Origin of the sequence: Nonomuraea sp. NPDC049141 (assembly GCF_040648415.1) — a bacterium.
GTDB lineage: Bacteria > Actinomycetota > Actinomycetes > Streptosporangiales > Streptosporangiaceae > Nonomuraea.
The window spans coordinates 12,637-24,879 of sequence record NZ_JBEZDR010000011.1 but is presented as its reverse complement, the minus strand read 5'-3'; the positions used below and the strand labels follow the sequence as shown (position 1 = coordinate 24,879).

Below are 12,243 nucleotides of genomic sequence, written 5' to 3'. Positions count from 1 at the left end.
AACCGGTTGGATCAGCCCGGCCGCCCCCTTCCGCTCTCGGTCGTTGCTCGCCGTTCCTGCCCCCAGCCCCGCGCCTGGTCTCGGGTGAAGGCGCGGCCCGAGAACGGCGGCCGCGCCTGCCACTTGCCCTTTGGCCGCGCCGCCAGTTGGGCGGCAGACCAGACTCGGAGCAGAGCACGATGAACGAGAAACGCGCCATTGATGGCGCGGACGGTGACGCCGAGCCGGCGCCTCCTGGCTGAATACAGGTGGAACGCTGGTTCGCCCTGATCACCGACGATCTTCGACGGCGCGATACCGTCCAGCCACGCGTCGGTGTCGCCGAGCACGTCCACCTGATCCAGCCACGCCACCTGATCCAGCCACGCCACCTGATCCCGCAGCCGCGACCAGGTGGCCCGCTGGGCGGGCTTCTTGAGCCGGTTGAACGCCGATTTCCCATCCGGCCCGACGACGAGCAGACCCTCCATCCCGGGCCCGGGAACCTGAGTCTCCATGACGGGGTGGCCGATGACACCCTCAAGTTCATTCACCGGCGCGTCCTGACCTCACAGCCGCGTTCAGTCGTCATCCCATTCGGGCTCGTCCGGGTTGCGCAGCTCCCGCATGCCGGCAGGGCCGAGATCGGGCAGCGCGAAGGTGTAGGTGCCGATCACGTTGATGTGCCGGCGGCCGAACGGCGACAAGCGGGCGACATCCTCCTCCGCGAACAGGCAGCCCGCCTCCCGCAGAGCGCTCAGATGTAGCAGCGCTGGTATACCTCGCCCTTACGGCCGTGGAAGATCTTCCCCGCCAACGCGTGGCGGGATTCTTGCAGGTTGCGGATGCCCTTGATGTCACGCCGGTACGGTTCCTCCACCGCGTAGGTGAGGATGTGAAGCGTCTTGAAAATGCGGCCGTAGGCGGCGATCGCGTCCCCGAGCGGGGTGGGGTTGCCGTCGCGCTGCAGCATCCTCATCACGTCATAGGCGCGGATCCGGCCGGTGTAGATCGACACCACCACCCGCAGGATGTCGCCGGGATCGGGCAGATGGTCGTGCCGGGCACCCCGCGCGACTCGCTGCACATCCTGGACACCCTGCTGAACCTGGACGCCGGCGCGCGGCCGGAGATGGTCGCCACCGACAATGCCTCGTACACCGACATGGTGTTCGGGCTGTTCTCGCTGCTCGGCTACAACTTCTCGCCCCGCTTCCGGGACCTGGCCGATCAGCGGTTCTGGCGGGCCGAGCTGCCCGGGGTGGCCACCGGCGGGTACGGGCCGCTGGCCCGTACCCGGGTCAACCTGGGCAAGGTGGTCACGCACTGGCCGGACATGCTGCGGGTGGTCGACCCGGTGGACGACACCTACCGTCAGCTCACCGTCCAGGAGTCCAGGCACAAGCTCGCCCGCGACATCTGCCACGGCAAGCGTGGGCAGATCATGCAGGCCTACCGGACAGGGCAGGAGGACCAGCTCGGCGCGCTCGGCCTGGTGCTGAACGCCGCGGTGCTGTGGACCACCCGCTACCTGGACGCCGCCGTCGCCGAGCTGCGGGCCCTGCCCGCCGACCAGCGCGAGCACCAGGCGCTGGACGAGGACGTGGCCCGGCTCTCCCCGCTGCGGCACGCCAACCTGAACGTGCTGGGCCGCTACAGCTTCCGCGGCTCCACCCCGGCCGGCGGCGGCCTTCGCCTCGGCCGGGCTCTGGGCCGGGTCGAGGGCTTCCTCGTCCGGGGTGCAGCAGGCGGTGGTACCGCAGCAGGCCTCCTGTGCGCTGTCGGCGCTCTTTTCTCCGTGGTGGTGAGGGTCCGCCCGCGATGGCGGCTGTGAACCTCGATGTCCGATGTGTCGGAACGCAGTGATAGAGATTCAGGGTGACAATGACGCTCGAGTTCCCCGTTCTGCTGCGACTGATCGACGAACGGTCGACTGCCTTTCGCGCTGCGGTCGCCTCCGCGCCCAGCCTCGACGTACAGGTGCCGACCTGCCCCGAGTGGACGCTGTTCGATCTGGCGCAGCACATCGGCGAGGGGCGCCGCGACTGGGCCGCCACCGTCGCCGCAGGGCCTGCTCCGGCCAAGTCCGCAGCGGAGGGCGCCCCGGCTGCGCCTCGGGAGCGCGAGGCCCTGCTGGCCTGGTTGGCGGAGTCCACGGAGCAACTGCTGGACGCATTGCGGAAGGCCGGCCCGGATCGCGGTTGCTGGACGTGGTGGGGGACGTCGCAGTCGCCGCAGACCTCCGGTGCCGTAGCTCGGCACCAGCTCCAGCAGATGGCGGTGCACACGTACGACGCCCAGATCACCGTAGGTGCCCCGCAGCCGCTGCCGGACGAGGTGGCGCTCGACGGTGTCGACGAGTTCCTGTCCACCTGCGTCGCAACGACAAGTGCCTGGCCGCACAAGCCCGCTGCCCTCGACTTCCACGCCTCCGAGGGCCGCTCCTGGCGCCTCTCGCTCTCCGCCGACGGCGCACGGACCGCCCGCCTCCCCGGGCCCGGCACCATGCTGACCACCGCTGCCGGCCAGGACCCGGACGCGGCCGCCGCCTTCTTCTCCGCTCGGGGCACGGCCAACGAGCTGGTCCTCATCCTGCACGACCGTATCCCGATCAACTCCCTGAAGCTCGACGGCGACCGACGTCTCTTCGAGCAGCTCAGCGCCTGGGACCCGGATGAGTAGGACGTGACGATGCGCCACCTCGTACGCCCCGGGGCATGCCTCCCGCCAACGGCTACAACCACGCCGTGGTGGCCTCGGGGCCGCGGGGGAGCAGACTGTCACGGCTGCGAAGCGGCTGACCAAGGCGGCGGCTCACAAGCTGATCGGTGCGCCTGGTCGGCACCTGACGCCGTCAGTTCTCACCGCCGTCCTCGTCGTCATCGAGTCCCGCCGCGTCCGGGTCGCGCAGCGGGCGCAGGGTGCCGGCCGCCGGCTGAGTGGGGGTGAAGCTGTAGCGGCCCAGGACGTTGAGGTTCTTGTGCTTGAGCGGGGACAGCCGGGCCACGTCCCCGTCACGGATCTCATGACCCTCCGTGCGAAGCTGGACGACGGCGGCGTCGATGTAGCGGGTCGTCCAGAGCACCACGGCGTTCAGGACCAGGCCTCCTCGTCATCGAGGAAGAAGAACCGCTCCAGCTCGGGCCTCGTCGGCACCTCGGCGAGCTTCCCGTACGCCTCAGCCTGCTCATCAGTCAGAAATTCCACCGGCATGCGGCGGACGGTAGCCAGCCCCCGCCAGCGATCGAAGAGCTTCCGGAAAACCCCCGCAATAGCCCGATCGCCCGTGCTACACGACCAAGATCAAGTGCTTAGCGCCAACGGCTGTACCACTGGTCCAACCAGTCAGTACCGGAGGCTCATGGGGGGTAAGCGGCGCCGTGATCAGACTCAGGGCCGCTTACCGCTTTCAGCTGCTCGAGTAAAACACCGAGGCTCTTCCCGGGCTGAGGCTCTTGTGACGGTGGCAGGTCGGCGATCGCGCCCACCAGGAGTGGTCCGTCCAGCAGGTCGGCGGTGAACGTCACACCGGTGAGACGGGCCGCCATCGCGAACATCCGCGCGAGGCCGTGCTCGGACAAGCCGTCGTAGCGCTGGTCCCAGTCCTCGTCCGAGCCCTCCTCCAAAGGCAGGCCGAACTCGCGCATGAGGCCGGCAAGCCGGTCGGTGTCGGCACCAGAGCGACGCTCGGGAAAAGTCGGGTCGAAAGCCGTGATCACCATGCCGTCTGCGGCGTAGTGGAAATAGTTGCAGGCGTAGTTATGCCGTAAGACGGACACCACGTCGGTGCCGACCGACAGCCGCGCCAGTGTCGGGTCGTCCGTCCCCGACCAGCCGTACGGCTCCACCGCCGCGCACCCGTCGCCGGTGGCGACCACTCCGACATAGCCACCGCCGTCACCGCCGTCGGTCGCCACCGTGAAGTCGGAGACCGCCAGCCCCAGCTCGGCGAAGCTCATCTCCGTGCTCGTGCGGGCGCCGAACCGGCGCAGCACCTCGGCCGGGTCGAGCCCACGCACCAAGGTCACGCAATAGATCTCGCCGAGCAGGTCGCCCCGATCGCCGTACGGCGGTTGCAGCCAGCGGAACGGCGTCAGTGCATCGATTGTCATGGCGAGATCTTGGCAGGCCCTACCGACATAGTCAGGCCTACTTCGCCCTTCCGCGCGAACCTGCTGTCCGAGAGCCGGGCTTGTTGCCGCCGACATCACGGAAAGCCACTACCACGGCCCTCGGCATCGAGAACTCGCGATAGTCGAATAGGTGACTCCACCAGTACCAACGTCGGCTACCGCCAATATGCCGTTCGTCCTGCCCGGTGGCCGGGCTCCCCGGAGTGACAGCAGCTCAGCCGGGGGTGAAGCTTAGCGCTAACGGCTGTCCCGTTGATCCCCGAGGCCGGAGTACGCACGCACCATCAAGCAGGCCGTCCCGCATCAGCGGGTGATCTTCACCGACCTGCTCATCCAGTCCGTCCTCAAGGACCCCGCCTGGCAGCAGCGCCTGACCGACGCCGACAAGCGCGGCCTGTCGCCGCTGTTCTGGTCCAACGCCAACCTGTACATCGACATGGGCCGCCGCCTCGACCTGGGCCTCGCGGCCTGACCATCAGCGGCAGGTTCTTGGTCGCCGTCGTCCTGGCCGCTTGATCATGGCGTCCCGCACTGCCCGCGCGCGGCCGGCCGCGCCACGCACGTCAGGCCAGCGCGTGTCCGGTCAAATGCCTTCTAGTTGCGGCGTCACGACCCGCGAAGTACGGAGCCAGAACGCCCCTTCGGCTTCGGGCTCAGCCCAGATGCTTGTCGAAGAACTTGTCCAGACGCTCAACCACCTGCGCGATGTATTCGGGCTCGTCGTACATCTCGTAGTGGCGTGCGCCCTCGATGACGAGGATGTCCTCCGCCTCACGTGCCAGATGGGTCAGTTGCCGACCGTCTTCAAGAGAGCCGGTTGACCCGCCCTCGCCGGCGACGATGACCTGGACGGGCTGGGTCAGCAACTCGTCGGCGAGGTGGAACGCGTCGAAGCCCAGGATCAGCGCGTCGCTACGGTAGTGGCGGCGGTTGGTCGAGTGTTCGTGGCGGCCGCGCGGGGTCCGATAGTAGGTCACGGCCTGGAGCACGTCGATGTCGGTGACGCCGGCGGATTCCGCGTCCCGCACGGTGTCGGGGATCCACGGGTGCCGGACCGACTGTCCGCCGCGCGCTTCGGCGGTGGCCTGCCGAGCCACGTCCTTGAGCAGGCCCGCGACAGAGCCGGAGGCTGTCATGGCCGCTCGGAAGGCACGGCCGATATTGACCGGGACCACGGTGCCGACCGCCTTGATGCGGTGCTCGGTCATCGCGGCATTGACGGCGTAGCCGCCGCCGGCGCAGATGCCCAAGACCCCGATGCGCTCCGCATCCACGCGGTCCAGCGCAGTGAGGAAGTCCACGGCGTAGCGAAGATCGGCCACCCGTTCGGCGGGATCCTCCAGGTCCCGGGGCTCCCCGCCGCTCTGGCCCTGGAAGGCGGGGTCGAACGCGAGAGCGACGAAGCCTTTCTGTGCCAGGGCGCGGGCGTAGTTGGCGCCGATCTGCTCCTTCACGCTGCTGCCCGGCGTGGCGATGATCACGGCCGGGTGCTTCCGGCCTGTGTCGAAGCCCTCGGGGAGATGGAGGTTCCCGGCGAGCTCGAAGCTGCCGCGGGAGATGGATGCGGTCTGGATGGAAGCCATGATCCCGTTCCTGTTGTATCCTAGTACGGAAACAGTGCTAGTATAGTTACCGATGTTGTACGAAAATAAACTATATCAGGGATTGTACGATCTGGGGAAGGAGCGCCTGCGAGGTGAATACCGCCGCGCGGATCTGGGGGCTCAACCACCGGCTGCTGACCGCGGTCATGAACAGCTGCAGCGAGCAGCTCGACGAGCTGGGCCTGGACACCAAGGAGTTCTTCGTGCTCGGCGAGGTCGACGAATGTCGCTACCCGGCCGAACTCGCCGCCCGACTGATGATGCCCAAGGCGAGCGTGACGGTGTACCTACGCAACCTTGTGGCCAAGGGCTTCGTTCAACGCCAGATCGACGAGGGCGACCTACGCCGCCACCGCCTCGTGGTGACTCCGGACGGCAAAAAGGCACTCGATCGCGCACTGGCGACCCTGTCCGACAACTTCGAGCAGTGGCTCGCGAGACTCGAAGCGCAAGAGCGCGACGAGCTCCAGCGACTCTTGGAGAAACTTCTTCGGCATCAGCAGTGAGCCGCCACCTTGGACGGCCGGCCCTTCGGCCAAGGTCCACACCGTATGACGCGGCCCTTGACCAACAACCGAACGGCCAACGGCGATAGCGAGCCCCGGTTCGGGCGGAGTTACCGCCGTCCACCGTTCGGATGCGGGTGGCCCATCCCTCGATCAGGACTGAGGGGGCGGGATCCTCGGGTCGGCAGCAGATCGGCCAGTGCGGTGCGCACGGCGACTCGGCTCACCCCGTGCTCACGCGCGAGACCCGCGATCGAGGCGCCCTCGTCACGGAACGCCGCCCGCACTTCCTCAAGCTGATCTCCGGCGAGTGCGGGTGGCCGGCCGCGGTAGCGGCCTTCGGCTTCGGCCGCGGCGATCCCTTCGGCGGTCAGTTCGTTTTGCAGGTCGCGCTGGAACTGCCCGACGGCGGTGATCACGTTGATGATCAGGGCGGTGGTGGCGTCGTCGGCGGCCAGGTCGTGGAAGTTGGACAGCGGCCCCGACAGGACTCGCAGCACGACGCCGCGGGCCTGGCACCAGTCCCGGACGGCGTGGATGTCCATCAGGTCGCGGCGGAGCCGGAACAGCTCTGAGACGGTGAGGGTGTCGCCCGGGTGCGCCGCGGCGGCGACCCTGGCGAACGCGGGCCGCTCCAAGGCGGGAATCTTGGAGGTGGTCGCTAAACGATCCGCACCGGCGCTCCTCGGTAGTGCGGAGCCCCGTTCTATCTATCTGTCGGGAATCCTGTCGTCAATCAGCACCCGGATCGAATTGCCCGGCGGGGTGTTTCATTCCCTTCTGTCCGATTTCTCTTGGTCCCCTCGGCGGCCTTCGCATGGGTGTGTCGTCAAACCTTCTAATTCCGACACCCCACGGACAGACCGAAGACCGGCGGATCGGCTACCTGGCGGCTGGGGTCACGTTGGGAGCTGTCCTGTCTCGCTGAACTTGGCGTGCGGGCGAGGCTCTGACCTGCGGGACGCCAACTTGATTGAGACGCCGGGAAGTCCGTTTGTCTCAGGGAACATGGCGTGCCGGGCGGAATGTCGCAAACCACCTGGCGCGTGATCATGGAATGATGCCGTTCATGGTCGTGAGCCAGTCAGGAGGAGGAACAGGGGGCCGCGCTGGCGACGTGCGAATTCGGCCGTGTCGCCGTCAAAGCGATCGTGGCGAGTGGCGCATTCGTGTAGCGAGGTGATGCAAAGCCGGCCTGTGTCAGGGCGGTGACGTAGTCCTCGATGGTCCGGTGATACCAGGTGACGGTGTTACCCATCCAGTTGCGCTGGCGTGCGCCGGTGTGGAAGTAGTCGTCGTCGACGACCCAGTTAGTGCGCGCCTCGTTCGTGGTCCGGAGAGCATCATGGGAAGTGATCACTGGGTGGACGACCGTGATCACCAGTCGCCCACCTGGCGACAGAGAACGCCGGCAGGCCGACACAACGGCGTCGAGAACACCACGTCGGGCCGGCACTGCTCGGTCAGGCCGTGGCCCATGTTCGATGGTGGGATGGCGTGCATCGATCGGCCGCGTCAGATCATTGCCGGGCCGTGAACGCGGCGCTAGGATCGCCTAACTGAACTGAACTGAGGTCAGGCATAGGAGCGGCATATGGGCCCCTCTCACAGTGTCAGGTGCCCCGTGGCGGGCTCGCGGCCACACGTTGACCACCGCCGCCAACACGCAGGCCCTTCTCGATGTCATCTGAGCTTGCTCGTCCGGCCCTCGGCGAAGTGATCCCGTGCCTTACCTGACGTTCCCGACTGTGAACTGCCTGCGGATGCCCGATCGGGCGGGCGGCGAGCCCACCGTCCTGGTCAAGCTGGAGCGGATACTGGCTGGGGTGGCCGAGGCGGGCCACGGCCACGTCAGCGTCGATGGATTCACCGTCGGCGGCTACGACCATGATCGGCTCGCCGCGCTCCTGTCCCGCTACGGGCTCGAATGCTCCGACGTCGGTGTCCTGCGGATCGGGGAACCAGCCGCCACCGTCGCCGCAGCGCGGACGCTCGCGGACCGCGCGCGGGCCGTCGGCGCGAGGATCTGTGTCACCGCGGTCGACACCGACCCGGCCGCGGACGGAACCCGGGAGTTGCTGGCGCACTGTGCCGATCTGCTCGGCGAGGTCGGCGTGCGGCTGGCGCTGGAGTTCCTGCCGTATACAGGGCTGGCCACCCTCGCCCAGGCCCGGGAGCTGTGCGCGGCGGTGGGCTGGCTGCGGTGCGGCATGCTCGTCGACTCCTGGATGTTCTTCCGGGGCCCGAATTCCTGGGACGACCTGGAAGGTCTCACAGCCGACCAGGTCGCCTACGTGCAGATCGACGACGCGCCCGAGGCAGTTGGCAGCGATCCCGTATTCGAGAGCCGCCATCGTCGGGTACTGCCCGGGCAGGGCGCCTTCGACCTCACGACGTTCGTCGCGGTGCTGGAGCGGATCGGGTTCGACGGGCCGGTCAGTGTTGAGGTCTTGTCCGATCGGTTCCGCGACCTGGAACCGGTCGAACAGGGCCGTGCGGCAGCGGTCGCGGCGAGGGACATCTGGCCCCGGCTGTTTCATCAGGACCGATCAGCGGGAGACCCGGCCTGATCACCGACGCCGGCGCCGTGGCACGCGGTCACCACCCGCAGCAGTCGCCGTGCACGATCGAGGCCCTGACCGGCGGCAGCGTCGTCCGGCCGAACCCGCCGCCGACGCCCGCGTCGAGGGCGCGGTCCAGCCGACGGTGGAGGGTGTCCAGGTCGGGCAGGTCGCGGGTGGCGACGCGGTCCCACTGCCTGCGCCACAGCCGAAGCTGCCGCTCCAGGTAACCGGTGGGCCGGCCGAAGTCGCGCAGCCCCACCTGTACGAGGTCCAGCGCGTGCAGGTGGACCAGCGTGTCACCAGGGTCTCGGCACATCGCCGCGCGACCGCGGGCTCCAGCGCGGACGCGTCGTCGCCGTCGCGCAGCACGGTGCCGTCCACGTACGACATGACGGTGAACGGGACGCCCAGCACGTCCGGGTCCGCGCAGTCCCGCACCGCGCCCGCCACCGGGATGCCGGTCGGCCCCAGCGCGGCCATGTCCACCCCCGCGACCTCGTCGCTGATGTCGAACGTGTGGGGCACGGTCGTCTCCTTCCCGGAGCCGAGACGGTCAGAGCTTGTCGAAGACGTCGGGGCCGGCGGCGGCCATGGCCGCGAAGACACCGGCCGACGTCACCAGCGTCATGACCAGGGCGATGGCCGCGACCGTCGGATACGACCCGTTGGACCAGTAGTCGAACAGGATCGTCCCCATCACCTGCGTCGTGGGTGCCCGCACCAGCAGCGACGCGGTGAACTCGTGGGTGAGCAGCACGAAGATGAGCGCCGCCGCGCCCGCCAGCGTGGGCCGCATCAGCGGCAGCACGATCTCGGCGTTCGTCCGCAGCGGGCCGGCTCCGCTGGTGCGGGACGCCTCCTGGTAGGTGTCGCCGAGCGCCACCATCCCGGACAACTGCATCCGGGTGGTGAAGGGCAGCATCAGCGTGACGTACACCAGCACGATCACCTCGTGCGTGCCGTACAGGATGAACGGCTCGCGGCTGTACGTCAGCAGGAATCCCGCCCCGAACACCACGGCCGGGATCCCGAGCGGCATGGCCACGATGAAGTCCACGGCCGTCCGGACGGCCCGGAATCGTCGCCCCTTGAGCAGCAGCGTCGCGGCGATGAAGCCCACGGGCAGCGCGATGGCGACCGAGATGACGGAGATGGTGAGGCTGTTGACGATGGCGTCGGTGATGCCGGACTCGGCGAAGACGCGCCGGAAGTTGTCCAGGGTGAACCCGCTCACGTCGATCGTGCCGCTCCAGAAGGACGACAGCGACACGATCGCGAGTGCGCCCAGCGGCAGCCCCATGGCGATCAGGCCGTACAGGACGATGGCCACGACCGCGAGCCGCGACGGCCGCCCGCCGCCCTTGAACCCCTTGCCGCCGTGGGTGACGAAACGGCTGTGATCGCCGAGCATCACCTTCTGGCACAGGACGACCGCGATGCCGACGAGCAGCAGCGGCGACCCGATCGCCGCGGCCTTGCCGAAGTCCACGGGGCTCTGCGACACCGCGACGTACATGTCGGTGGTCAGCACGTTGATGCCGGTGGTACGGCCGAGCAGCAGCGGCCCGGTGAACTGGCCGAGCCCCAGCAGCAGCGCCACGAACCCGCCGTACACCAGCACCGGCCGCAGCAGCGGCAGCGTCACCCGGAAGAACACCCCGGTGGCCGACGACCCGCTGACCTGCGCCGCTTCGATTAGCTCGGAGTTGATTCCGGCGAAGCCCGAGCTGACGAACAGGTAGACGAACGCCGTCAGCCCGAAACCGGTGATGATCACGATCCAGGGCAGCGAGTAGATGTCGACCGGCCCCTCCTCCAGGTGGCTCCACCAGGGCAGCTGGCGCATCAGCGCGTTCAGGTAGCCCGGCCGGGGCGACAGCAGGAACGCCCAGCCGGTCACCGCCGCCACGGCCGGGACCACGATGGGCAGGATCGGCAGCGCGCGCAGCAGGCGCAGGCGGGGCGGGAGCCGGGTCGCCGCCCACGCGAGCAGCGTCCCGAGGACGAGCGCGATGACCAGCGAGCCCAGCGCCAGCCCCACGGTGGTGCGCAGGGTGACGCCGATCTGCGGGTCGTCGAAGGCGGCGGCGTAGCCACGGCCGCCGTCCTCGAACGCCAGCCACTGCAGGCCGATCAGGGGCGCGAGGACGAGGTAGCCGATGACGGCCAGGAAGGTGAGCGCGCCCAGCCACGGCAGCAGCCGCCGCGCGCGGGCCAGGGCCGTGGTGCGCGCCGGTGGCATGGTGGCGGGCACAGCCGTCGCGACGGGAGGGGCAACGGGGGCGGCCACGTCTCACGCCCCCACGGTGGTGGCGGTCGGGTGCACCTCGACGCGCACGCCACCGGAGTCGTAGCAGATGGCGGCCTCGGCGGGGAACCAGGCGGTGACCTGCTGGGCGGGCGCCAGGTTCCGGGCCCACTGGCTGCCGGTCAGCGCGGCGCGGGCCTGCAGACGGTTGCAGGCGACCGAGATGGTCACGTCCATGTGCCGGCCGCCGAACTGCGCGTCCACGACCTGCGCGGCGAGGCCGACGCCGCCCGCGGGCGGCTTCTGCCCGGCGGGTGCGAGCTGCACATCGTCGGGTCGCAGTCGTACGGCGATCTCGTCGTACGGGCGTGGCACCGGCAGCTCGCCGGCGATGTCCTGGGGCGGCTCGTCCCCCTGCGGGCTCAGGCCCCAGCCGTCGCCGTGGCGGCGCAGCGGGAGCCGGTTCGACATGCCGATGAAACCGGCGACGTACTCGGTGGCCGGGGCCTCGAACACCGTCTGGGGTGTGTCGAGCTGCTCGATCCGGCCGGCCCTCATGATCGCCAGGCGGCTGCCGAGGGCGAGCGCCTCGCTCTGGTCGTGGGTGACGAACACCGCGGTGAAGCCGAGCCGGGTGTGCAGCTCGTGCAGCTGGGCGCGGACCTGGTCGCGCAGCCGGGCGTCGAGGTTGCTGAGCGGCTCGTCGAAGAGCACCAGGTCGGGCCGGGCGACCAGGCCGCGCGCCAGCGCGACCCGCTGCTGCTGGCCGCCGCTGAGCTGGGCCGGGTAGCGGTCGAGCAGCGCCCCGCAGTCGACGAGCTCCGCGGTCTCCTCGATCCACTGCCGCGACTGCTCGCGGGCCACGCGCCGGGCCCGCAGCGGGTAGCCGATGTTGCGGCGCACCGTCATGTGCGGCCACAGCGCGTACGACTGGAACACCATCCCGATCCGCCGTTTGTTCGGCGGCAGGTTGAGCTTCCCGCGCAGGTCCAGGACCGTCTCCTCGCCCAGCGAGATGCGCCCCTCGTCGGGCGTCTCCAGGCCGGCCAGGCAGCGCAGCGTGGTCGTCTTCCCGCAGCCGCTGGGGCCCAGGAGCACCACGAACTCGCCCGGTTCGATCTCCAGTGACAGGTCGTCCACCGCGACGGCGGGCGGCTTGCCGGCGAATCGTTTGGTCAGACCCTCGATGCGCACGTGGGACATGGCGAA

The 12,243-nt window shown here is 69.1% G+C and carries 14 protein-coding genes and 3 pseudogenes; 5 read left to right on the top strand and 12 right to left on the bottom strand.

Translation table 11 applies throughout. The annotated features are described in order from the left end of the window. Window positions 1-11: 11 nt before the first annotated feature. The 3 genes from AB0B91_RS31265 to AB0B91_RS31255 are packed head-to-tail and all read right to left on the bottom strand — an operon-like array spanning window position 12 to window position 958. Window positions 12-533, bottom strand: a complete 522-nt coding sequence (locus AB0B91_RS31265; protein ID WP_358327139.1) for a hypothetical protein — start codon at window positions 531-533, stop codon at window positions 12-14. Window positions 534-560: 27 nt separating this feature from the next. Beyond that, complete coding sequence (locus tag AB0B91_RS31260; protein WP_358327137.1) at window positions 561-686, bottom strand: hypothetical protein; 126 nt, start codon at window positions 684-686, stop codon at window positions 561-563. Between the two features lie 50 nt (window positions 687-736). Beyond that, the gene (locus tag AB0B91_RS31255) at window positions 737-958 is read right to left on the bottom strand and encodes a Tn3 family transposase (RefSeq protein ID WP_358327135.1); all 222 of its coding nucleotides are present in this window, start codon (window positions 956-958) and stop codon (window positions 737-739) included. 57 nt (window positions 959-1,015) lie between these two features. On the opposite strand from AB0B91_RS31255, the pseudogene AB0B91_RS31250 reads away from it, so the two are divergent. Both AB0B91_RS31250 and AB0B91_RS31245 read left to right on the top strand, forming a co-directional pair. Continuing rightward, window positions 1,016-1,642: pseudogene (locus AB0B91_RS31250) on the top strand (Tn3 family transposase); the annotation flags it as partial. 221 nt (window positions 1,643-1,863) lie between these two features. After that, window positions 1,864-2,661: a maleylpyruvate isomerase family mycothiol-dependent enzyme gene (locus tag AB0B91_RS31245; RefSeq protein ID WP_358327133.1), complete on the top strand. Its 798-nt coding sequence runs from the start codon at window positions 1,864-1,866 to the stop codon at window positions 2,659-2,661. Between the two features lie 172 nt (window positions 2,662-2,833). Here the strand turns inward: AB0B91_RS31245 and AB0B91_RS31240 are convergent, their stop codons facing one another. Together AB0B91_RS31240 and AB0B91_RS31235 are read right to left on the bottom strand one after the other, a co-directional pair. Then, window positions 2,834-3,067, bottom strand: coding sequence for a Tn3 family transposase (locus tag AB0B91_RS31240; protein WP_358327131.1), 234 nt, complete (start codon window positions 3,065-3,067; stop codon window positions 2,834-2,836). Window positions 3,068-3,338: 271 nt separating this feature from the next. After that, window positions 3,339-4,091 (bottom strand): DUF6461 domain-containing protein, encoded by a 753-nt coding sequence (locus AB0B91_RS31235; protein WP_358327129.1) that lies wholly within the window; start codon window positions 4,089-4,091, stop codon window positions 3,339-3,341. A 331-nt stretch (window positions 4,092-4,422) separates the two neighbouring features. Here AB0B91_RS31235 and AB0B91_RS31230 point away from each other — a divergent pair, with 331 nt between their 5' ends. Beyond that, window positions 4,423-4,584 (top strand): hypothetical protein, encoded by a 162-nt coding sequence (locus tag AB0B91_RS31230; RefSeq protein WP_358327127.1) that lies wholly within the window; start codon window positions 4,423-4,425, stop codon window positions 4,582-4,584. Between the two features lie 181 nt (window positions 4,585-4,765). Here the strand turns inward: AB0B91_RS31230 and AB0B91_RS31225 are convergent, their stop codons facing one another. Beyond that, window positions 4,766-5,695: an alpha/beta hydrolase gene (locus AB0B91_RS31225; protein ID WP_358327125.1), complete on the bottom strand. Its 930-nt coding sequence runs from the start codon at window positions 5,693-5,695 to the stop codon at window positions 4,766-4,768. Between the two features lie 113 nt (window positions 5,696-5,808). Here AB0B91_RS31225 and AB0B91_RS31220 point away from each other — a divergent pair, with 113 nt between their 5' ends. Then, complete coding sequence (locus AB0B91_RS31220) at window positions 5,809-6,222, top strand: MarR family winged helix-turn-helix transcriptional regulator (RefSeq protein ID WP_358327123.1); 414 nt, start codon at window positions 5,809-5,811, stop codon at window positions 6,220-6,222. 110 nt (window positions 6,223-6,332) lie between these two features. On the opposite strand, the gene AB0B91_RS31215 is transcribed toward AB0B91_RS31220, so the two are convergent. After that, window positions 6,333-6,860 carry a recombinase family protein gene (locus tag AB0B91_RS31215; RefSeq protein WP_358327121.1) on the bottom strand — a complete coding sequence of 176 codons (528 nt, stop codon included), beginning with the start codon at window positions 6,858-6,860 and terminating at the stop codon, window positions 6,333-6,335. Between the two features lie 446 nt (window positions 6,861-7,306). Beyond that, window positions 7,307-7,603 carry a hypothetical protein gene (locus AB0B91_RS31210; protein ID WP_358327119.1) on the bottom strand — a complete coding sequence of 99 codons (297 nt, stop codon included), beginning with the start codon at window positions 7,601-7,603 and terminating at the stop codon, window positions 7,307-7,309. A 343-nt stretch (window positions 7,604-7,946) separates the two neighbouring features. On the opposite strand from AB0B91_RS31210, the gene AB0B91_RS31205 reads away from it, so the two are divergent. After that, window positions 7,947-8,792, top strand: coding sequence for a sugar phosphate isomerase/epimerase family protein (locus AB0B91_RS31205; RefSeq protein WP_358327117.1), 846 nt, complete (start codon window positions 7,947-7,949; stop codon window positions 8,790-8,792). Between the two features lie 28 nt (window positions 8,793-8,820). Here AB0B91_RS31205 and AB0B91_RS31200 read toward each other — a convergent pair. The 4 genes and pseudogenes from AB0B91_RS31200 to AB0B91_RS31185 form a co-directional block, all read right to left on the bottom strand. Then, window positions 8,821-9,120, bottom strand: a pseudogene (locus AB0B91_RS31200) (phosphotransferase); the annotation flags it as partial. A gap of 35 nt (window positions 9,121-9,155) precedes the next feature. Continuing rightward, window positions 9,156-9,266 (bottom strand): annotated as a pseudogene (locus AB0B91_RS31195) (phosphotransferase family protein); the annotation flags it as partial. A gap of 73 nt (window positions 9,267-9,339) precedes the next feature. Continuing rightward, window positions 9,340-11,076 (bottom strand): iron ABC transporter permease, encoded by a 1,737-nt coding sequence (locus AB0B91_RS31190; RefSeq protein WP_358327115.1) that lies wholly within the window; start codon window positions 11,074-11,076, stop codon window positions 9,340-9,342. Between the two features lie 3 nt (window positions 11,077-11,079). Next, window positions 11,080-12,237 (bottom strand): ABC transporter ATP-binding protein, encoded by a 1,158-nt coding sequence (locus AB0B91_RS31185; RefSeq protein ID WP_358327114.1) that lies wholly within the window; start codon window positions 12,235-12,237, stop codon window positions 11,080-11,082. Window positions 12,238-12,243: the final 6 nt, after the last annotated feature.